The organism is Pseudomonas sp. NPDC089422 (assembly GCF_044749405.1).
Taxonomy (GTDB): domain Bacteria; phylum Pseudomonadota; class Gammaproteobacteria; order Pseudomonadales; family Pseudomonadaceae; genus Aquipseudomonas.
Map to the genome: position 1 here is coordinate 185,957 of NZ_JBIVHW010000006.1, position 19,608 is coordinate 205,564.

17 protein-coding genes and 1 pseudogene are annotated in these 19,608 nt (G+C 56.1%); 3 read left to right on the forward strand and 15 right to left on the reverse strand.

Annotated features, from left to right (window positions below; all coding sequences use genetic code 11):
• Positions 1 to 228 precede the first annotated feature (228 nt).
• The gene (locus ACIPZ8_RS13415; protein ID WP_400723684.1) at positions 229 to 1,518 is read left to right on the forward strand and encodes an OprD family porin; all 1,290 of its coding nucleotides are present in this window, start codon (positions 229 to 231) and stop codon (positions 1,516 to 1,518) included.
• 30 nt (positions 1,519 to 1,548) lie between these two features.
• Here the strand turns inward: ACIPZ8_RS13415 and ACIPZ8_RS13420 are convergent, their stop codons facing one another.
• The 3 genes from ACIPZ8_RS13420 to ACIPZ8_RS13430 all read right to left on the reverse strand — a co-directional run bounded on the left by ACIPZ8_RS13420 (position 1,549) and on the right by ACIPZ8_RS13430 (position 5,412).
• A complete protein-coding gene (locus ACIPZ8_RS13420) occupies positions 1,549 to 3,219 on the reverse strand; it encodes an FMN-binding glutamate synthase family protein (RefSeq protein WP_400723687.1) in 1,671 nt (556 codons plus the stop codon).
• Between the two features lie 104 nt (positions 3,220 to 3,323).
• The gene (locus tag ACIPZ8_RS13425; RefSeq protein ID WP_400723690.1) at positions 3,324 to 4,691 is read right to left on the reverse strand and encodes an ATP-binding protein; all 1,368 of its coding nucleotides are present in this window, start codon (positions 4,689 to 4,691) and stop codon (positions 3,324 to 3,326) included.
• 1 nt (position 4,692) lies between these two features.
• Positions 4,693 to 5,412, reverse strand: a complete 720-nt coding sequence (locus ACIPZ8_RS13430; RefSeq protein ID WP_400723693.1) for a response regulator — start codon at positions 5,410 to 5,412, stop codon at positions 4,693 to 4,695.
• Positions 5,413 to 5,569: 157 nt separating this feature from the next.
• On the opposite strand from ACIPZ8_RS13430, the gene ACIPZ8_RS13435 reads away from it, so the two are divergent.
• Entirely contained in the window at positions 5,570 to 7,849 is a 2,280-nt protein-coding gene (locus ACIPZ8_RS13435; protein WP_400723696.1) for a TonB-dependent siderophore receptor, read from the forward strand.
• A 129-nt stretch (positions 7,850 to 7,978) separates the two neighbouring features.
• Here ACIPZ8_RS13435 and ACIPZ8_RS13440 read toward each other — a convergent pair whose 3' ends face one another.
• From ACIPZ8_RS13440 to ACIPZ8_RS13450, 3 genes and pseudogenes are all read right to left on the reverse strand, one after another.
• A complete protein-coding gene (locus tag ACIPZ8_RS13440) occupies positions 7,979 to 8,170 on the reverse strand; it encodes a hypothetical protein (protein WP_054885888.1) in 192 nt (63 codons plus the stop codon).
• A gap of 219 nt (positions 8,171 to 8,389) precedes the next feature.
• Positions 8,390 to 8,596, reverse strand: a complete 207-nt coding sequence (locus tag ACIPZ8_RS13445; RefSeq protein WP_400723699.1) for a DUF3079 domain-containing protein — start codon at positions 8,594 to 8,596, stop codon at positions 8,390 to 8,392.
• A gap of 68 nt (positions 8,597 to 8,664) precedes the next feature.
• Positions 8,665 to 9,087: pseudogene (locus ACIPZ8_RS13450) on the reverse strand (tyrosine-type recombinase/integrase); the annotation flags it as partial.
• A 148-nt stretch (positions 9,088 to 9,235) separates the two neighbouring features.
• On the opposite strand from ACIPZ8_RS13450, the gene ACIPZ8_RS13455 reads away from it, so the two are divergent.
• The gene (locus tag ACIPZ8_RS13455; protein WP_400723702.1) at positions 9,236 to 9,586 is read left to right on the forward strand and encodes a type II toxin-antitoxin system RelE/ParE family toxin; all 351 of its coding nucleotides are present in this window, start codon (positions 9,236 to 9,238) and stop codon (positions 9,584 to 9,586) included.
• On the opposite strand, the gene ACIPZ8_RS13460 is transcribed toward ACIPZ8_RS13455, so the two are convergent.
• The 9 genes from ACIPZ8_RS13460 to ACIPZ8_RS13500 all read right to left on the reverse strand — a co-directional run bounded on the left by ACIPZ8_RS13460 (position 9,583) and on the right by ACIPZ8_RS13500 (position 19,495).
• Positions 9,583 to 9,906: a helix-turn-helix domain-containing protein gene (locus ACIPZ8_RS13460; protein WP_400723704.1), complete on the reverse strand. Its 324-nt coding sequence runs from the start codon at positions 9,904 to 9,906 to the stop codon at positions 9,583 to 9,585. The genes ACIPZ8_RS13455 and ACIPZ8_RS13460 overlap by 4 nt on opposite strands.
• 444 nt (positions 9,907 to 10,350) lie before the next feature.
• A complete protein-coding gene (locus ACIPZ8_RS13465) occupies positions 10,351 to 11,133 on the reverse strand; it encodes a hypothetical protein (protein ID WP_400723707.1) in 783 nt (260 codons plus the stop codon).
• Positions 11,134 to 11,277: 144 nt separating this feature from the next.
• A complete protein-coding gene (locus tag ACIPZ8_RS13470; protein ID WP_400723710.1) occupies positions 11,278 to 12,087 on the reverse strand; it encodes a hypothetical protein in 810 nt (269 codons plus the stop codon).
• On the reverse strand, positions 12,077 to 12,565 hold the full coding sequence (locus ACIPZ8_RS13475; RefSeq protein WP_400723713.1) for a hypothetical protein: 489 nt from the start codon (positions 12,563 to 12,565) through the stop codon (positions 12,077 to 12,079). The genes ACIPZ8_RS13470 and ACIPZ8_RS13475 overlap by 11 nt, the downstream gene beginning before the upstream one ends.
• 350 nt (positions 12,566 to 12,915) lie before the next feature.
• Positions 12,916 to 14,682 (reverse strand): ATP-binding protein, encoded by a 1,767-nt coding sequence (locus ACIPZ8_RS13480; protein ID WP_019437436.1) that lies wholly within the window; start codon positions 14,680 to 14,682, stop codon positions 12,916 to 12,918.
• Positions 14,672 to 15,850 carry a hypothetical protein gene (locus ACIPZ8_RS13485; protein WP_400723716.1) on the reverse strand — a complete coding sequence of 393 codons (1,179 nt, stop codon included), beginning with the start codon at positions 15,848 to 15,850 and terminating at the stop codon, positions 14,672 to 14,674. Before ACIPZ8_RS13485 ends, ACIPZ8_RS13480 begins: the two co-directional genes overlap by 11 nt.
• Before the next feature lie 147 nt (positions 15,851 to 15,997).
• The gene (locus ACIPZ8_RS13490) at positions 15,998 to 16,270 is read right to left on the reverse strand and encodes a hypothetical protein (RefSeq protein ID WP_019437434.1); all 273 of its coding nucleotides are present in this window, start codon (positions 16,268 to 16,270) and stop codon (positions 15,998 to 16,000) included.
• Complete coding sequence (locus tag ACIPZ8_RS13495; protein ID WP_400724095.1) at positions 16,267 to 17,247, reverse strand: integrase domain-containing protein; 981 nt, start codon at positions 17,245 to 17,247, stop codon at positions 16,267 to 16,269. The genes ACIPZ8_RS13490 and ACIPZ8_RS13495 overlap by 4 nt, the downstream gene beginning before the upstream one ends.
• A gap of 928 nt (positions 17,248 to 18,175) precedes the next feature.
• Entirely contained in the window at positions 18,176 to 19,495 is a 1,320-nt protein-coding gene (locus ACIPZ8_RS13500) for a tyrosine-type recombinase/integrase (RefSeq protein WP_400723719.1), read from the reverse strand.
• Positions 19,496 to 19,608: the final 113 nt, after the last annotated feature.

A 19,608-nucleotide genomic window follows, 5' to 3' on the forward strand; every position in this document is an offset into this window, starting at 1 on the left:
GTTATATCAACCTGCAATTCACGACTTTTTGACATTTGTAATCGCACACAGCTAGGATTCGGCCAACGCTTGCTGGCCACGACTGGCCATGCTGCTGCTCAAAGCCCGCCACACCTACTGTCGGCGGGCTTTTCAGTTCGGATCCGCACAGCGTCGAACCTACGAAGGGGCGTTGGTTCCTGGCGTAATGGTGCAAAGCGTTTTTGATTTAGAAATAAGGAAAACAACATGTTGAAAACCAGGATCAGCCTGGTCGCCCTGGCGATGATCGCCGCGACCCAGGCCCAGGCCAACGATCAGGCCGACAGCAAGGGCTTCCTCGAGGACAGCCACGCCAACGTTCTGCTGCGCAACGCGTACATCAACCGTGACAAGAAGCACGGCAAGAACGACCAGAGCGAATGGGGCCAGGCGTTCATCGGCAAATTCTCTTCCGGTTTCACCCAGGGCACCGTTGGCGTGGGCGTTGACGCCTTCGGCCTGTATGCCATGCGCCTGGATGGCGGCAAAGGCCGCAACGGCGCTGCCGGCATCGACTTCTTCAAGGCCAGCGACAGCGACCCGAAGAACTCGCCGCACAACCTGGCCCGCGGTGGCGCTGCCATCAAGTTCCGCGTCTCCAACACCGTGCTCAAGTACGGTGACATGATGCCTGAGCTGCCGGTGCTGCAGTACGACGACAGCCGCCTGCTGCCCGAGAGCTACACCGGTACCTTCATCACCTCCAAGGAGATCGAAGGCCTGGAGCTGAACGCCGGTCACTTCACCGAGGAAGCGCGCAAGAGCGCTGAAGGTCGCGACAGCGGCCACCTGAAGTCGATCGATGTGTTCGGTGGCAGCTACAAGTTCACCGACAACTTCACCGCTTCCGCCTACACGTCGAACATCGAAGACGTGATGAAGAAGCACTACCTGGGCATGAACTACGTCTTCCCGATCGCGGCGGACCAGTCCCTGACCCTGGACTTCAACGGCTACAAGTCGGACATCAACAGCAAGTACGTCCAGAAAGCCGAGCTGACCGGTGACGAAAACACCATCTGGAGCCTGGCGGCCACCTACGCCTTCGGCCCGCACTCGGTGACTCTGGCGCACCAGCGCAGCACCGGCAGCACCGGCTACAACTACGGCTGGTACCAGGACCGCGGTGGCGTGGGTGACGGTGGTTCGACCATCTACCTGGCCAACTCCTACTGGTCCGACTTCAACGCCGAAGACGAGCGCTCCTGGCAGCTCGCCTACGGCCTGGACTTCGGCGCCTTCGGCATGCCGGGCCTGACCTACAAGATCGCCTACGTGGCGGGTGACAACATCAACACCCACGGCTTCGGCGAAGGTAAAGAGCGCGAAATCTTCAACCAGCTGCGCTACGTCGTGCAGGACGGCCCGGCCAAGGACCTGTCGGTCAAGCTGCGTGGTTCCTGGCTGCGTACCAACAACGCGGTACAGCAGAACGGCTACAACGACGACGGCAACGAAGTCCGCGTATTCGTCGAGTACCCGATCAGCATCTTCTGATCCTGACCGAGCGTCTCAAACAGCCCCGGCCTATGCCGGGGCTGTTTCTTTGCGGCGCACACTGGCCGCTGCAGGTGCTACCGCAACATCCCCCGTCTCTGGCGCAAAGCTGTCACTGCGCGCCATCCGCCACATCCGTGCATAGAACTCACTTTCAATCGAGCCACTGAGCAATTCGCCCGGCTTGAGGAATTGGTGCAGGTCGGAAAACAGGCTGATCTCGCTGGTGCTGATGCGTCGCGCCAGGTGCTTGGGCTTGAGCTCCGAAGGGTGCTCCAGGCCTGCGGCCGCGAGCATTTCGGCCAGGGCGTGCAGGGTGTTGCGATGGAAGCTGGCCACCCGTTCGGCCTTGTCAGGCACCACCAGCGCACGCTGGCGCAGTGGGTCCTGGGTGGCGACACCGGTCGGGCACTTGTTGGTGTGGCAGCTCTGCGACTGGATGCAGCCGATGGCGAACATGAAGCCGCGAGCGGAGTTGACCCAGTCGGCACCGATGGCCAGCACGCTGGCGATATCGAAGGCGCTGACGATCTTGCCCGCGGCGCCGATGCGGATGCTCGAGCGCAGGTTCAGGCCGACCAGGGTGTTGTGCACGAACATCAGCCCCTCGCGCATGGGCACGCCCATGTTGTCGCTGAACTCCCGAGGTGCCGCGCCGGTGCCGCCTTCCTTGCCGTCGACGACGATGAAGTCCGGGGTGATGCCGGTCACCAGCATGGCCTTGGCGATGCCCATGAATTCCCACGGGTGGCCCAGGCAGAACTTGAAGCCCACCGGCTTGCCGCCCGACAGCTCGCGCAAGCTAGCGACGAAGTGCAGCAGCTCCACTGGGGTGCGGAATGCGCTGTGGGCGGCAGGCGAGATGCAGTCCTCACCCACGCGCACGCCGCGGGTGGCGGCGATTTCCGGGCTGACCTTGTGGGCCGGCAGAATCCCGCCGTGGCCGGGCTTGGCGCCCTGGCTGAGCTTGATTTCGATCATCTTCACCTGCGGACTGCACGCTTGTTCGGCGAAGCGTTGCGCGTCGAAGCGGCCATCTTCGGTGCGGCAACCGAAGTAGCCACTGCCGATTTCCCAGATCAGGTCGCCGCCGTGCTCGCGGTGGTAAGGGCTGATGCTGCCCTCGCCGGTGTCATGGGCAAAGCGGCCAAGGCGTGCGCCCTGGTTGAGCGCGGCAATCGCGTTGGCACTGAGTGCGCCGAAGCTCATGGCCGAGATGTTGAAGATCGACGCGGAGTAGGGCAGGCGGCATTGCGGCCCGCCAATGGCAATGCGGAACGACGCCGGGTCGGGTGTGGCGACCGGCAGCATCGAGTGGCTGATGAATTCGAAGCCGGGCTTGTAGGCATCGTTGAGCGTGCCGAAGGCTTTCTCGGCGCTCTCGTTCTTGGCCCGGGCATACACTAGCGAGCGCTGTGAACGGGAGAACGGCAGCTTGTCGTCGTCGCCTTCGATCAGGTACTGGCGGATCTCGGGGCGGATGGTCTCGATCAGGTAGCGGATATTGCCCAGGATCGGGTAGTTGCGCCGCACCGCGTGGTGGCTCTGGCGCAAGTCGTTGAGGCCGACCAGGCTGAGCAGGGCGGCAACCACCGTCAGTGGCCACAGCCAACTGTGCTGGGCAAGGAACGGGATACTGGCGAAGGTGAACAGCAGGCACAGGGCCAGGCAGGCATAACGGCTGGGGAGCGAATCTTTCATGGGTCCATCACAGGCTGGATGACGCGGCCTAGGATAGGCAAACCCCGGGTCGGGAAAACCTGGGGTTTTGGTAAAAGACTATTACCTGAACGTGAGGGGCTGGATCACCGGGGCAGCAATACACTGACGCGCAAACCGCCGCCATCGCGATTGCGCAGCAGCAGTTCGCCGCCATGGCTGCTGGCGATGCGCTGGGCGATGCTCAGCCCCAGGCCATAGCCCCCGGACGCCTGATTACGTGACCCTTCGCCACGCACGAACGGGTCGGTGATGGTGGCCAGCAGGCCTGGCGCAATACCGGGGCCGCGGTCGTCGATGTGGATGTACACGCCGGTGATGGCGGTTTCCAGCGTCACCGATACCTCCTTGGCATAACGCAGGGCATTCACTACCAGGTTCTGCAGGCAGCGTTGCAGCAACAGGGCATCCACCCGCAGGCTGCCAGCCCGGCCGTGCACGGGCAGAGGCTCGGCGCTGCTGGCGAGGTCTTCACAGAGCCGCGCCACCAGGCGGTCAAGGTCGACCTGCTGGAGGTTCTGCTGCTCGCCGGCACGCAGGTAGTCGAGCACCTGGCCAATCATGTTGTCCATCTGGGTGATGTTCTGCCGCAGGCGTTCGCGCTGCTCGTCGTCCGGCAAGCGCTCCAGGCGCAAGCGCATGCGCGTCAGTGGGGTGCGCAAGTCGTGGGACACGGCAGCCAGGAAGTAGGCCTTGTCGTTGACCATGGCGATCAGGCGCTGCTGCATGGCGTTGAACGCCAGCGCGGCCTGGCGCACTTCCTCGGGGCCGTCCAGGGCCAGCGGTGGCTGTTCGAGGTTGCTGCCCAGCCCGCGCGCGGCGTCGGCCAGGCGCCGCAACGGGCGTAGGCACAGGCGCACCGCGATCAGGCAGACCAGCAGCACGGCGACGATCCGCAGCGCATAGACCCGCAGCAGGTAGTCGCTGATCAGCACCCACGCCGACTCGCCGCTCCAGCCCTGCAGTTCCTGGCCGTCGATGCTCAGCCAATGGCCATCGGGCAACGGCACGGCGAACTGGACATGCGCCTGGGCGGTGCGCAGGCCGAACAGGCTGCGCCAGACGATTGGCTGGCCCAGTTGATCGGTCAGTTGCACCTTCAGCAGGCGCACTTCCTGCGGGTGGCCCAGTTCGTACTTGAGCGCCTGTTGCAGCAACAGCTCGACGCGCCGGCGCTCGCGCCGCTGGTCATCCTGTTGCGCAGGTTCGCTCTCGGCGCAACGCAACTGATAGTGCGCCGGTACCTGCAGGTGTTCCGTGTGGCAATCGGCCTGGGCAATCAGCGGGGCGCTGCGTGCGGCCATGAGCCGGATCGGCGCCTCCAGCACCTGGGCGAAACGCACATCGAACCAGATACTGCTCGACATCAACTGGATCAGCAGCGTGCCGCTGACCATGATCAGCAGCAGCTGGCCAAACAGCGTGCGCGGCCACAGACGACGGAGCCAACGCATGTCAGCTGTCGGCCTCGGCGCGGGCGATGCTCAGCAGATAGCCTTCGTTGCGGATGGTCAGGATCTGGATATCGCCGGCCGGGGCACGGCGCAGTTGCTGGCGCAGGCGGCTGATGCACATGTCCACCGAGCGATCGTCGGGGTGGTGATCGCGGCCAAACGCACTGCGTGTCAGCTGATCGCGCGAGACCACGCGGTTGTTGGCCTCCAGCAGTTCACGCAGCACCCGGTAGTCGGAGCGGGGCAGGGTGAGGGTTTCGCCGTCGGGGCGGGTCAGCAGGCGCTTGACGTGGTCGAGGCTGAAGCCGGCGAAACGCTGGGCTTCGGCGGCCGGCCCTTCGCCAGGGGTATCCAGGCGTTGCGGGCGGCGCAGCACGGCCTTGATGCGGGCGATCAGCTCACGCGGTTCGAAGGGCTTGGCCAGGTAGTCGTCGGCGCCCACTTCCAGGCCGATGATGCGGTCCAGGGTGCTGCCCTTGGCCGACAGCATGATCACCGCCAGGCCCGGCGTCGCTTGCAACTGGCGGCACAGGCTCAAGCCGTCCTCGCCAGGCAGCATCAGGTCGAGTACCACCAGGTCGACCTTGCTCGCGGCCAGTTGCTCACGCATGCCTTCACCGTCTGCTGCCGCCAGTACGGTATAGCCGGCATCGGTAAGGTAATCGCAGAGAAGTTCGCGGATCTCGTCGTCATCGTCGACAACCAGCAAGGTTGTGCTCATCGGGAAAACACCTGTTCGTGGAGGGCCGGCAGCGCTCGTTACGTTCAATTACATCCCCGTACAAGCCGGGTATGGAGCCCAAAGGGCGGATCCCTAGAATCGTAACAAAAAATCATCTGCGAATACGAAACCTTCCCAAATGAATCACAAGAGCGCCATGAACGACTTCACTTCTGTTGTCCGGGGCGGCAGCCGCCTGCACCCGCTTGCCTTCTTCGTTGCCGTCGCTATCAGTGGCGGCGCCTTGGCAGCCGAAATCCAACCTTTGGAACTGGATGCCACCCAGATCGAGGACAGTGCGCTGGTGTCCGCAGATGAAACCGGCCAGCTCGGCTACACGGTGGAAAGCACCCGCAGTTCCACGGGCCTGAAGCTGACCCCGCGGCAGACGCCGCAGTCGGTCACCACCATCACCCGCCAACAGATGGACGACCGCGATGTGCATTCCATCGAGCAGGCCCTGGACACGACCCCAGGCGTGAGCGCCACCAAGTCCGAAGTGGGTGGGCGCACCGATTTCCGTGCCCGTGGCTACTCGATCAGCAACTGGAAGGTCGACGGCCTGCAGTTCCAGGGCGGTTCCGACTTCAGCGGTGGCGGCAACGCGCTGAACATGGACCTGTACGAGCGCATCGACATCGTCCGCGGCGCCAACGGCCTGCTCGGTGGCACCGGTGACCCATCGGCCACCGTCAACCTGATCCGCAAGGCACCCACCAGGACCTTTGGCGGCAGTGCCTACGCCACCTACGGCAGCTGGGATAAACGCCGCCTGGGCGCCGACCTCAACCTGCCGCTGTCCGAAGACGGCCGCCTGCGTTCGCGCTTGGTAATGACCCAGGGCGACGCCAACTCGTTCCGCGACAACCAGTCCGAACGCTCGCGCGCCGCCCTGGCCAACTTCGCCTTCGATATCGACGATGCCACCACGATTGGTGCCGGCTACCAATACGAATACAACAAGGTGGTCGGTGGCGGCTGGGGCGCCAACATCCCGATCTGGTACAAGGACGGCAGCAAGACCGACTTGCCGCGCAGCACCAACGTGGTGCCGAGCTGGAGCTTCGGCGAGTACACCACCCGCACCGCCTTCGGCTCGTTGGAGCACCACTTCGACAACGACTGGAGCCTCGACCTGAAAGTCGCCCAGAGCACGGCCGAAGTCCTCAACCACCGCGGCCTGGCCAAGGTCAACTCGGCCGGCCGTGGCAGCTACGGCGGCTACTGGGATCAGGACGGCAGCGGCGCAGTGCTCAACGGCCTGCACAGCTCCAGCGACACCACCCAGCAGTCCGCGCAGATCGACCTGTCCGGCCCGTTCCAGCTGTTCGGTCGCACCCACCAGGCGATGGTCGGCTACAACGACAGCCGTACCGTGGCCTGGTCGCCGGAATACAGCTGCACCATGGTCAGCGACGGCCGCGTCAGCGCGCCGTCGGTGGGCTGCCAGTTCCGCGCAAACAACGGTTTCCCGCTCACCGACTGGCACAACGGCGTGGACAGCGACTACGACATGATCGCCTCGCGCACCGGCCGCCACAGCAAGACCACCACCCGCTTGCAGGGCATGTACGCGGCCACCCGGCTGAGCATCAGCGACCCGTTGTCGGTGATCGTCGGCGTGCGCACCACCGATTACTCGGCAACTACCAACAGTGTCGCCGGCGTGCGCAGCAACCAGCAGAACAACGGCATCGTCACCCCGTACCTGGGCGCGGTGTACGACCTCAACGACCACTACTCGCTGTACGCCAGCTACACCGACATCTTCAACCCGCAGACAGCCGAGACCGAAAGCGGCACCAAGGTCGAGCCGATTCGGGGCCAGAGCTACGAGACCGGTATCAAGGGTGAGTGGCTGGACGGGCGCCTGAATGCCTCGGCGGCGTACTTCCGTACCAAGCAGCAGAACAAGGCGGTGCTAGACGACGGCCTGACCACGCCGACCGGTGGTGATGCCTACAAGGCCGGCACTGGCCAGGAAACCGACGGGATCGACCTGGAAATTGCCGGTGCGCTGACGCCGAACTGGAACGTCTATGCCGGTTATACCTACCTGCACTTCCGCCGCGTCGACAGCGACGGGCGCAGTGACCCGTCGCACCTGTTCAAGGCCTCGACCACCTATCGTCTGTCTGGCCCGCTGGACCGCCTGACCCTGGGTGCAGGGGTGAAGGCGCAGACCAACATCCGCGCCATTTCCAGCCCGGCGGGGCAGCCGGTGAACGGCGTGAGTGCAGGGGCGACCGACGTGAACTGGTCCGGTTATGCGATCTGGAATGCCATGGCCAAGTACCAGCTCACGGATGACACCACGGTGAGCCTCAATGTCGACAACCTGTTCGACAAGCACTACTACACCCAGTACGGGTTCTACGCCGGGGCGATCTACGGTGACCCGCGCAACATGTCGCTGACGGTCAGCACCGCGTTCTGATCAATTGGGGCGCTTTGCGTCCCCAACCACTGTGGGAGCGGCTTTAGCCGCGAACACCGGCAAAGCCGGTGCCAGACACCGCGTTGCCTGCTTCGCGGCTAAAGCCGCTCCCACATGACATACGCAAGCCTATTCGTCCTCTGGCATTTCATCGGTGACCATGACGCGCACATGCGAGCCGCACGGGTCTTCCATGTGCAAGCCAAAGTAACGGGAGTCGTTGGCATCCCAGAATGCCTCGACCTGCGCCATGGAGGCATTGGCAAGGAGCACTTCAGCGTTGTGCTCCAGGATGATCGAGTAACGGATTTCGGCATTCATTGCAGAGGGGCTCACAACGGCGGATTGAATAAAAGGATGGGCGGGTAGATTGCGATGCCATTATGCCAACCTGCTGATTCTCGATCTCCGCCACTCGTCGCGCGGTACAGTCCGTCGTCGGCAAGCATGCTTCCAAGGCATGCACATATCCTGTGGGTGCCGCGCTTGCCGTGGCGACGAACCGCGTCGATGGGCCGCAAAGCGGCCCCAGCTCTCTGCTTAACTGTGACGATGTGGCTGCTCGTTTTGCAAAGGCTTGCTCAACGAGTTGTCGAAGCTGTCCCAATCCTCCCCAAACAGCTCCACCGGATGCATCGTCCGATCCGCACCATTGCCGCAGGCCAGGGCTTTGGCCGGACAATACAGGTCACACCCCCAGCAGATGCGTTCGGGATGGCGGGGGTTGTTGGGGAATTTCTTGGCCATGTCATGCCTCCAGCGTTAGCCGCTCGATCCCAGCTTATGCCCACCACCTCTGACAGGCTTGATCGGGATCAAGCGCTGCTGCATTGGGCCTGTCCCGTGACGTTCTCGCCCGTCTGCTTGGCAAACTCGTGCGGCGTCACATGGTCCTCGCGGTTCGCCTCCAGAAACCGGCTCCACCAGGTCATGATCATCCGGCGCTTTTCAAGGAACTCGGCCTTGTGGGTGTAAGCGGCCCGTACGTTGTTGCGTTCCTTGTGACTCATCTGCCGCTCGATTGCCGTCTCCGACCACAGCCCGGACTCGACCAGCGCACTGGACGCCATAGCTCGGAACCCGTGGCCGCAGATATCCACCTTGGTGTCGTAGCCCATCGTCCTGAGCGCGGCATTCACCGTGTTCTCGGAAATCGGTTTCCACGGCTTGGCATCCCCCGAGAACTCCAGCTCGAACTTGCCGGTGATCGCGTGGATCTGCTCAAGCAAGGCCAATGCGAGCCAAGCATGTGTAAGAAACAGCATATTTCAGGCTGATATCCCGAAACATTTCTATCCCCGTCCACGGCAGTCGACTGCGCTAAATTCCTCCTTCTCCGGCATTTCTGCCGTCCACGATTACAGCCTTTCCTTTTTGGGTAGACCGTTGAGAAAGTTTGCGTTTGTGAGTGCAGCCGCTGAGCGTGAGTACAAGGCTCTGCCGCAGGATGTTCAGGACGACTTCGGCAAAGACCTGCGCCGTATTCAATATGGCCAGGACCCCGAGCGGCCGATCAAATCGCTGACGGAGTCGGTGGGTGCGGGTGCGATAGAGCTCATCATCAACGGCAGCCCTGCATTTCGCTGCGTGTATGTGGCCAAATTTGCGGACATGGTCGTAGTGCTGCATTCGTTTGTGAAAACGACCAACAGGTCCGACCGGCATGCGATGCAAGTTGCTGAAGACCGGATGAAGGAGTTCAAGCACGAGCTTCGCAAGATGGGGTATCGGGTCTAGTTGCCAGGCGTTTGAGAGATGACGATCTGCGGAGGGGAGCCGGCATCGTTCGAGGGCAGGGTAAGGCTGGTGCGAAAGCCGAGCTTGTCGAGCATGTCCATCATGGCATCGAGCGTGAATTTCTCGATCTTGCCATTTGCCAGCTCGGAAATGCGGGATTGGGTCACGTTCAGCCTGACCGCCGCATCATGCTGCTTGAGGCCCATTTTTTTGATGCAGTCGGTGATGAAGATGGACAGGTCCATCTTCAAGGCCATTTTGCTGGCGGTGTCGGCATCATGGGTGGCGTGGAAGGGGCTTTTGTGGAAACGAAGCGCCATGGGCTGGCCTCATGAGAAATATCTAAAATTTACGATAAATCTAGCCGTACCTTCGTGGCAAGTCAAAGCGATTCTCTTGGACGGCGCTGCTGCCCTTTGAGCTGTGCTGTGGATCAGAGATTTTACTTGGCATTGCTGGGGCCGCTGCGCGGCCCATCGCAGGCAAGCCAGCTCCTACACCGATCGCGTTGGCTTCAAGGCAATTGATCCGGCAGGACCCAGGCACCGAAAACAAAAAGGCCCACCTTTCGGTGAGCCTTTTGAGTACTGCGTATGGTGCGGCACCAGGAGTCGAAAAAAAACATAAGATAATGATTGTGTTGACTAAATTTATCTAAGTAGATTTTTTCTATCTCTAAAACTATCCTTTCGCATTCGTCGGGTATTCAATAACCTGAGGAAGGATGATATCCCTCAAAGAAATTTGAGCATTCCTTTCTCGCATTATGGGTTTTTTGAATCGGATTTTGAGTTAAACCTGAATTCCTTATCGCCTAAAGTTACGACGGTCTCCATCCCAGAACGTATTAGCTCAAATCCTAAGTCAAACGGCTTTTCTGCTGTGGACGGCATATAAGAGATGTACACATCAACGTTCTGATAAAAGCACAGCTTTACCAGAAAAATACCGAATTGGTCTGGTTCGGTATATTGGTAATAAAAAACGGATGGATTGTCACCGTGCTTAGTCTTGTCAGCAAGCTCCAGAGCCGCTTTTTCTTTGATAAATGCTTTGAAGACTTTAGGGTTGGGCACATTCGTGTGAAGAAATCCTAATAATGCCTTTGTAGTGCCCTCAAAGTTTACTTTAAAGTGATGCCTGTGTATTCCGTGAGCGATATGTGTAAAGCAGTCAATCAGGCGCTTGTAATCTGGAGTGCCCCAAAGTACGTCGATAAATTTGTTTTCGTCGCCGATCCGAGTAAACTGTTTTTTAAGGAAAACTTTTTCTAATAACCTGTAAGATGTGCGCTTGAGAGCTCGTTGGATTTTTCCATTGTAATGTTCATATCCAATGGAGTTGTTTCCTATAATCCCAGCAATGCTTACCATCAAGAATTCATCGTCATCAGATTTTTTACAGTTGTGCTCCTCGCAAGAAGGTACTGTTATTAAGTTTGACCTTAGATTTATACCTGCATCCTTTTGTTCAGGAAACAGACATTTTGGAGGAACGTGCTCTACCGTAACTCCCGGCTTATCGCACATGTAGCATGATTCAGGCATAGGGCTCTCACTGTATATTATATTTTTGTCAAGGGCGTATTGCCTGAATTATATCAGAGCAGGTGTCCAGTTTTCCAGGTGATGAATCAGTCACATCTGTCTAAGGAAGGCTTAGATCTGAATGTCGCAGATCTAGATTTATAATCAATAAGGAAACCTAATTTTTGGTAGGTTTGGAACGGGCCGGGGTAATAAAAATTCTAAGTGAGGTATTGTTACATCTGCTTTGTTTGAGCAGCACTGCCTAAATATTTCGCCACTTTTGCAAGGGCATTCAGAGTCAAGATCAACACGAGAAAACATATCGATTGGAAAGCTCTTTGTCTTTTTGATAAAGGCCCACTCATCAAAAGCCTCTTCCAAGGCAGGCATCAGATATTGAAGTGCCGAAAAATCCAATGTCTCATCATTATGGACGACTGAGTATTTTTGTACCGGCTTGGATACGATAGATATTTCTTTAAGCACTATGTCGTGTGCGATATGAACGCATAATTTTCCGTTGTATATTTTCCCTTTTTTGTGAGCGCATCTGGATCGAGGCCGTATTTTATGGTCGCAAATACCGCACGAATAGTAGCCAACAACCATTCCTGGGCTTGAGAATACACAATAAGGGTACAGTGACTGTAAGTTTGAAACCTGCTGGCTTATAAAATGAATATTTTTTGCTAGGCAAAATTCTTCGCTCGAGTTTCGTGCGATGATTTTACACTTTATTTCGCATTGTTCTAAGTCGTACCACGCCTCTCTGTAATCCGCGTTCTTTAATTTATGAAATGCCTTTATATAGGTCAGTGTAAGCTGAAGCGCTTCTGACTCTCTCCAGCAATTGTTTGCAAGATTTTCGTCTTCTGCAATAGCGGCTTGCTCTTTTATTCTTTCTAGCTCACTCAAGGCCCATTGAATATCTGGGTTTTTTGTGTGTTCAAATTTCGTCAATTCAAACTTCATTTTCTAAATCCTTGATGGCACCAAACACCTTGTCTAATTTTTCAACGCTACCGTCATAGCTAATGGAAACTGTCGAGCCGCTTTTCTTTTCGATAATAAGCTTGACAGATATTCCGTCAGATTTATCGGCTTTGAGCTTATCGTAAATATAAGAAGACATAAGATTTGTTAGAAGCGGAAGAATGAGGCTTGAGACAAAAAAAGTTCCTAGCCAAAAATCTGCCCCGTGCAGGCTTAACTCTTTGTATTCCTCATCTGTCGCGTAGATTTCAACGTCTACTTCGTTGTCGTTGAAATAGTCCAACGTATCTAATGTGCCGGTGTAAAATTCATCTGCTGTTCCGTGGGAAGGTAGAATAATTAAACTCTTATCCTTGATAAGTTTTGCCAGTGGTTGAGACGCCTTACGCATTAACTCTTCTCGGGTTACTGTGTCTTCCTTAACCTCGAAGCGAAATTTTTTCTCCAGTACTGACATTTCAGGTTGCTCCCTTGATGGCTATAACGCGTTGTCTGGAGGGGCCACCATTCAAAGGAGCTGAATGATGTATTCTGGGTGCCGACTGTCACCGCTCCCCCCCTCCCTTAATCATTTTATAGTACTAAGCCGCAAATGCATGAGCACTCTAAGATATGTAAGGGGAGTGCTTTTCTGTTGCGTTGTTTGCTTTTATTGTTGGTCAGCGCGCCTTGCGGTAGCAAGATCGTACTTCGTCGTAAACAAAATAAAGTCTTTGATTTGCCTGGCTCCAGAAAACGAGTCAGGCAAACACAGAATACCTCGATAGTATAGGCGTGGATTTATATATCGAGTTTGCCCCGAGCTTTTTACTTTCTCCAGCGCTCAATGACCTGGGCGAAGACAACATCGCGCCATGGCGTTTTCCATTCACTATGAACCTTGACGCTTTGAGAATGTGGCTCTGGAACTGGTAGTGGCATCTTTATCACCGCTGGCAACAACACGGCGTCACCAACTACTACGCACTCGCCAGGAGCGAGATTAGGCAGTATTTCTGTGATAGCATTGGCGTTATCTGGAAAAAGCCGTCGCACGTAAGTCTGATCCGCATCATTCGTCAGTCGCAAGGAAATGAAGTTGTTACATTGCGCGAATATTGTTTCCGATACTTCAGAAGGGCGTTGGCTCACTACCATTAGGCTTAAGCCATATTTTCGTCCTTCCTTCGCTATGCGTTCTATCGACTTTCGGGAAGCGCGATAGGCCGCATGACCATCTCGCGGAACATAGTTGTGCGCCTCTTCGCACACGAGCATGACTGGGATGTCATTAAGCTTGCCTTCGGCGTGCTGCAATTTAGAATAATGGAAGGAAAAGTCAAAGATTAGACGCGAGATTAGGCTAACGGTAACGCTAAGAACTTCAAACGGAACTCCGCTCAAGTCAACAATAGTAACGTTCGCCTTGTGAAGGTAACCGATGAATTGCTTCATTAGCGATTCAAAGTCTTCAGTAACATGCGCTTGTCCGTCAGACTTTTTCGAGTTTAAAAGGAAGCGAAGGCGTTTATCGGACAGTTTTCCCTCCAGTCGCGAAACGAACCTGTTGAATTCCCCATTAAATGGCCCATTGGTAGCTTTGGTTGCTGCCGCAGTCGAACTGGCAACAAAGTCGTGGATTTTTTCAAAGTAAATGCCCCGATCAACCACTAAATTGCCATTCGCTAGCTTAGGCTTATCTTCTCCAGGTAGTCGTCCAATGACCTCGCGATTAAGGTTTTCAATGAAGTTGTAAACTTCTTTGATTGAGAAGTAAACTGGGGTGTCATAGGTTACTTCGGGTACGCCTGGGTTGTGAAATTCTTTATTCAAAACAACTGCATTTTTGAACTGGCTAACCTGGTTGTGAGAGTTTGATTCGTTGCTCTCGATGAACATGCTTTCAAGTTCTTCTGAGTTCATCAGCCAGTAAGGGAGTTGCAGTGAGTCAATGTCTAGCCTGCTCAGCGTGAATGACTCTTCCTTATCTAAGGTGAATGCAGCCGTATATTCATCGTGAATGTCGAATATAACCACATGCGAGTTGTTCTGCTTTCCCTTGTTGCTGTTTTTATGCTTAGATATTCCAACAATACCTTGTAGCACGCTTGCAACTGTGCATGATTTCCCAGAGCCGGTGGAGCCCACCACAGCAATATGCTTACTAAAGAATCTATTACCGTTGATCACAAGATCAATGGCTTTGTTCATTGAGAGTTTACCTAGAGGGAAATCGTGGTCGCTATCTACCGAAAATATCTTGTCTAAGGTATCATTCTCAGCAATAAATGCATGTTCAGTCGGAACTGGCAGAAGAAGACTTCCACGGTCAAATACTCTATCCTCCACCAATGTTCCAATCGCTTGGCATTCAATTTGAAAGCTCCAGATCGTCTTTCCGTCTAGCGTAGTGGTGTTTGTGCCTTTTATATTTCGGATGGTAGCGATGGTAAAATCATGGTTGCCTTGTGCAATCTTAAGAAAGCGCCCAACCTGAAGTCGTTCCTTGTTTTTTTCGAACGCTTCAAGACTATCTACCGCGACGATGACCGCTTCTGGCGCACACGACAGTACAGATCCAATCTTAATAGGCATTGCTCACCCCCAGCATATATTTGATTTCATCAAAATTCTCGGCACCTAGGGTTTCAAGATTTATATCCTTGAGATCCAGGGTTGCGATGTCTCCAGCTCCAATCACAAAAAAATCATCTGCCTTGTTTTTAAGCTGAAGATTTTTGTAGTCATCCCAGCGAATGAGCCTCAAGCTGAACTCTTTTTTATCCTTGGAAACCATCGGTTCACGGAAAAAACTGACTTCGGAAAAAGCTTTAACTGGTCTTCCGAGGTTTGGGATCACATCTTTTCCGATTAATCGCTCCGCAATTTCATCGAATGAATCTTGAGAAACATCCAGTGCAAATAACGGGGTGTGTGTATGTGCTTGTTTGTAATGGTATTTATCAATAAATGACTTAATAAATAGAACGATTTCGTCGTCAAATCGTTCTAGGAATTCGGGGAAAATCACTAAGAATCTCAGGCGGACATTTGCACTAAGATTTTCTCTAAGCTGCTTGCGTCGTGACTCCACAACCTTCTGTCGTGTTTTTAAAGCAAGTGTCCACTGAGAAATCGCCGTATGTCTGATCCGTCGTAGTACATCCAAGAAATCCTTCTTCGTGATTTTTCTCAGTTTCTCATCGTGCTTAATACTAAGGTCGGCAATAATTTGAATTGCATTTGGGTAAAATAGCGTTTCTACTTCGCTTTTGTTGAAGCCTAGATTTTCAAGTAGCTTTGTATTTTCCTCCATTAGGTCGTCATATTTTGGTGTTATCGTAATGGAAAATACCTTCAAGAATCCATTGACGTTAACGCCACAAGCTTCCGCAATTAGGGCTTGTAGATCTTTGTTTTTTGAGTTGAGAGCGCTATTTAGATCTGTAGCGGAAATGACAACTTCTGGAGCGTTCGGGAAGTGTGCGTAAAGATGATAGCTAATTTTCGCCATCGGATTGGACTTGAAATGCTTCATCATCTGAAGCAAAGGATCATATAGGATGCTCGGCGTATATTTGTCCTTTGTTTCGTGATACTTACACTGAATCGCCTTAGTTCCGGAGAATGTTGCGACCTCAATGTCTTCAACAATTCCTTCGATGGTGATTTCAGCGTCGTCCGCCGCCTTGAGTAGTTCAGCGAGGGTCTGATTAAATTGATACAAGAATCCTTGGATTGTGTAGTCGGCCGAACGTCCCATTTTGACCTCTGCATGTTTTGAATCCAAACGCTAGCATCATTTTGATATCAAGTCACTCCACGGGCCGGCCACTTGGAACCCGAGACTGGACAGGACATGCTGCTATTGGTTGGTCGGTCGGTGCGGGGCAACCAAGGCCTAGTCCACTCAGATGAAGGTCCACGATCTTGCCAAGCGTAGCGTTAGCATCCGAACCGTAAGCACGTAGTAGTATCGTGTCGCCTCACTGCGATGGCTCATACGATTTTCGAGAAACCAAGCGACGTGCTTTCTCTGCCAAGTCCAAGGCGTCTGTCGCTGCCACCGCTTTGCAATTTCAGCCTGGATTATTTTCGCCTGTCGCACATGGCGTTGCCGAGTCACATGCGAGCCAGTCAGCACCCCAGCCAAGAACACCTCCATATCGAATGGCTTACTCATGCCCGCCCACCAATGTATGCCGCGACCACGTCGATCCGACCGTGCCCAAGCTCGTAACTGATTTGACTCCGGGCCTCACGATCAAGGCGCTGATCTAACCCGTAGCATTGACCGCCCTTGATGGGTGCTCGGTGTTGGGTGATTTGCTCATAGCGCTCACATGCGTAAGCCGCTCGTAGCTCATGGAAGCCTTTGAGGTTGTGTGAATGTAGGATGTCCCGTGCAGGGCGGATGATTTTTTGCAGCAGACTCAGATAGCTTTCGTGTGGCGCGATCAGGTTGCGGCTGCCCACAGGCGACACTTGCCGTGCAAACTCAAGGGCACCTCGAACACTGTCGCTCACCGCAATCCAGCGTGGCGCTGAGGCGCCGGCGCGGCCGCCTTTGGTGCCGTCTTGGATATTGATCTTGTCGAAGGCTTCAGCCTCACGACTTAGCCGTGGCAGGTCAGCCAAGATGGCTTCACGCAAGCGCATGCCGATTGCTCGCGCCAACAGAACGATCGCGGCGGCCCGGAGCAGATTTTGGCTGCAAAGCGCATCGACGATCTGCTTCACCTGTTCGCGGTCCTGGCCCTGTGGCACAGACTGGCGAACCCCGGTGCGCTGCATACCCAACGCCTTGCTCGGACTTGGCAGTTTCACATGCTGGTCACCGCGCAGCGCCGCCATGGTCCTGTTAACGCTGGATAGGCGGTTTTGTGCGGTACTGACAGCAAGGTCGCCGCGCCTAACCACGTCGCGCAGATACGCCGCATAGTCCGCCAGTACCTTCCGATAAATCTGCCGCGCATCATTGATACCCGGCCCCTGTTCTGAGCGGCACCACTTCACGAATGCCTGCCACCGATCACAGTGTGCCTTCACCGTGCCGTAGTGGCCGCTGCCGAACATGTCCTTCAACGCCTGCGGCCCTGCATACCTCAGTTGCCTGCCGTAGCCGAAATTGCGGCCATCGCGTCTACCCACCAATGCCATATCGGTCACCTCATCTTCTGCTCTCCAGTCCTCGCCCCACGTCATCCCGCCAAGAATGCTGAGTGTTATCAGGGATCAAGGCCCCTGCGACCTGTGGGGATGTCCTCTAACGCGGGACTGGCGGCTCCTTACGTCCGGGAGCTAGGGCATCTCATGATCTGGCCTCCTTAACACCGTTGCCGGTGGGCGGGTGGAGGCAGTGCTGGCTGACGAAACCAGCACCTGAAGATCCTGAGCCGGGTGAACGCAGCAATGCGGTGACCGGGGCATGCCTGACTGTCAGTCAGGTGCAGTCCATTCCTTGGTCTGCGGCACCATCATCCACAGCGCTGTTGCTGGTGACATCGGCGTTTGTCACGCCGATTGTCACGAGGGGAATTGCCGCAAAGCCATGTGCGATCAGGGCTGCAGCAGTGGTAGAAGTGCCCGTCTCTTTCCAGAGAAAGAGACGGGCACAGGTTGGCGCAGGATTCGGCCAAGCGGGTAGGTTGCTGCAGGGCAGCGAGGTACGGTGTGTCTGGCGCACGAGCGCTATAGGTGTAAGAGCATCCATCACATGGGTAGTGACCGGGCGAGCTGCCGGATGCGAATCGCCCTTGGGGAGAACCACCGCGGGAGCGGCGTGACCTTTAAGGTTCGGGGCACCTGGGGTGCTGTCATCGACAGCGCTTGCAACTCCCGGTCTACGCCTGTGGACAATATTCGTCAAGCAAAGCGATTTCTGGGATTTAGCGCCTGTGGATAAAACTATCCACCGGTGGACATCAGTGGTTTTCCACAGACGCACTCTGTGCCAGCGGTTTTTTTCTTAGGAATGATCCTTTCAAACGGGGCGGCTTTGCAGCCCCGTTTGAAAGGACCCGCGCGGAGGAGCTTCATGCGGTGCTGTGGGTAACTTCACAGCGAGTTGAGGTGGTGGTGCGGCGGGTTACTCGGTCCTCTTGGCACTGCGAAGCCGTGTGACGTTCTCGCCCGTCTGCTTGGCAAACTCGTGCGGGGTCACATGGTCCTCGCGGTTCGCTTCCAGAAACCGGCTCCACCAGGTCATGATCATTCGGCGTTCTTCGAGGAACTCGGCCTTGTGGGTATAAGCGGCCCGCACGTTGTTGCGTTCTTTGTGGCTCATCTGGCGCTCGATCGCTATCTCTGACCACAGACCGGACTCGACCAGTGCACTGCACGCCATGGCTCGGAACCCGTGGCCGCAGATATCCACCTTAGTGTCGTAGCCCATCGTTCTGAGCGCCGCGTTCACCGTGTTCTCGGACATTGGTTTCCACGGTTTAGCGTCTCCCGCGAACACCAGGTCGAATTTGCCGGTGATAGCGTGAATCTGCTCAAGCAAGCCCACTGCCTGCGGCGATAAGGGTACAACGTGAATGTCCCCGGCCATCTTCGTACCCCTTGTGGAAAACGGCACGCCGTCCAGTGCCGGCCGGGTGTCGGGGATTTCCCAGATTCCCCGCTTGAGGTCGAACTCGTTCCAGCGGGCGAAGCGCAGTTCACTGGAGCGTACGAACACGTGCAGCGATAGCATCACCGTGAGGCGCGTGAGCGGGCGACCTCTGTAGTCCTCGATGCATGCCAATAGCTCTGGGAGTCGCGATAGGGGTAGTGCGGGTCGGTGAGTTACCCGTGGTGTCTTGATCGAGCCATCGAGGTCGTGGGCCGGGTTCGCCGTGATCAGCCGCAGCCGTTTGGCCTCGCGCATGATGCTTTGCAGGTAGTTCTTGATCCTGAGCGCCACGTCGATGGTGCCGCGCTTCGTCACGGCTTCCAGTGGCTGCATGAGGTCGTGGGTGTCGAGGTCGACGATTGCCCTGGCGCCGAGAATGGGGAAGACGTGAGTCTTCAACCGGCTGAGTACAGTCTTGGCGTGGCCGGGCGCCCACTTGGGCACCATGCTGGCGTGCCAGTCGAGCGCAACGCTTTCGAAGGTCCGACCGTTGATCACGGCCTGAGTCTTGGTTTGTTGCTTGTACTGGATAGGGTCTATGCCGTTGGCGAGCTGCTGCTTGATCTCGAAGCGCTTGCGGCGTGCGTCGCCCAGCCCGACTACCGGATAACTGCCGAGAGCGGTCAGGCCTTCGCGGCCATCGGGTTTCACGTACCTGAGCCGCCAGCCTTTGCGGCCGTTGGGTTGCACAAGCAGGTAAAGACCGTCGCCGTCGAAGAGCTTGTACTCGCGCTCTCTGGACTTTGCCGTGCGACAGGCGGTGTCTGTAAGCGGGGCAGTGGTGCGGGCCATAAGGGTAGTCTCCGATATCGAAACGGACCTCTATCCTTAAAACTACCCTTATTAGCGCTGGCTACCCTCGGAATCCGACGGAACGCCAAAACGAAAAAACCCGCCAGAAGGCG

What these genes read in the sequence shown, in the direction of transcription:
- ACIPZ8_RS13415 (WP_400723684.1), top strand. Translation starts at nt 229, where the DNA reads ATGTTGAAAACCAGGATCAGCCTGGTCGCCCTGGCGATGATCGCCGCG.
- ACIPZ8_RS13420 (WP_400723687.1), bottom strand. Translation starts at nt 3,219, where the DNA reads ATGAAAGATTCGCTCCCCAGCCGTTATGCCTGCCTGGCCCTGTGCCTG.
- ACIPZ8_RS13425 (WP_400723690.1), bottom strand. Translation starts at nt 4,691, where the DNA reads ATGCGTTGGCTCCGTCGTCTGTGGCCGCGCACGCTGTTTGGCCAGCTG.
- ACIPZ8_RS13430 (WP_400723693.1), bottom strand. Translation starts at nt 5,412, where the DNA reads ATGAGCACAACCTTGCTGGTTGTCGACGATGACGACGAGATCCGCGAA.
- ACIPZ8_RS13435 (WP_400723696.1), top strand. Translation starts at nt 5,570, where the DNA reads ATGAACGACTTCACTTCTGTTGTCCGGGGCGGCAGCCGCCTGCACCCG.
- ACIPZ8_RS13440 (WP_054885888.1), bottom strand. Translation starts at nt 8,170, where the DNA reads ATGAATGCCGAAATCCGTTACTCGATCATCCTGGAGCACAACGCTGAA.
- ACIPZ8_RS13445 (WP_400723699.1), bottom strand. Translation starts at nt 8,596, where the DNA reads ATGGCCAAGAAATTCCCCAACAACCCCCGCCATCCCGAACGCATCTGC.
- ACIPZ8_RS13460 (WP_400723704.1), bottom strand. Translation starts at nt 9,906, where the DNA reads ATGGCGCTTCGTTTCCACAAAAGCCCCTTCCACGCCACCCATGATGCC.
- ACIPZ8_RS13465 (WP_400723707.1), bottom strand. Translation starts at nt 11,133, where the DNA reads ATGCCTGAATCATGCTACATGTGCGATAAGCCGGGAGTTACGGTAGAG.
- ACIPZ8_RS13470 (WP_400723710.1), bottom strand. Translation starts at nt 12,087, where the DNA reads ATGAAGTTTGAATTGACGAAATTTGAACACACAAAAAACCCAGATATT.
- ACIPZ8_RS13475 (WP_400723713.1), bottom strand. Translation starts at nt 12,565, where the DNA reads ATGTCAGTACTGGAGAAAAAATTTCGCTTCGAGGTTAAGGAAGACACA.
- ACIPZ8_RS13480 (WP_019437436.1), bottom strand. Translation starts at nt 14,682, where the DNA reads ATGCCTATTAAGATTGGATCTGTACTGTCGTGTGCGCCAGAAGCGGTC.
- ACIPZ8_RS13485 (WP_400723716.1), bottom strand. Translation starts at nt 15,850, where the DNA reads ATGGGACGTTCGGCCGACTACACAATCCAAGGATTCTTGTATCAATTT.
- ACIPZ8_RS13490 (WP_019437434.1), bottom strand. Translation starts at nt 16,270, where the DNA reads ATGAGTAAGCCATTCGATATGGAGGTGTTCTTGGCTGGGGTGCTGACT.
- ACIPZ8_RS13495 (WP_400724095.1), bottom strand. Translation starts at nt 17,247, where the DNA reads ATGGCATTGGTGGGTAGACGCGATGGCCGCAATTTCGGCTACGGCAGG.
- ACIPZ8_RS13500 (WP_400723719.1), bottom strand. Translation starts at nt 19,495, where the DNA reads ATGGCCCGCACCACTGCCCCGCTTACAGACACCGCCTGTCGCACGGCA.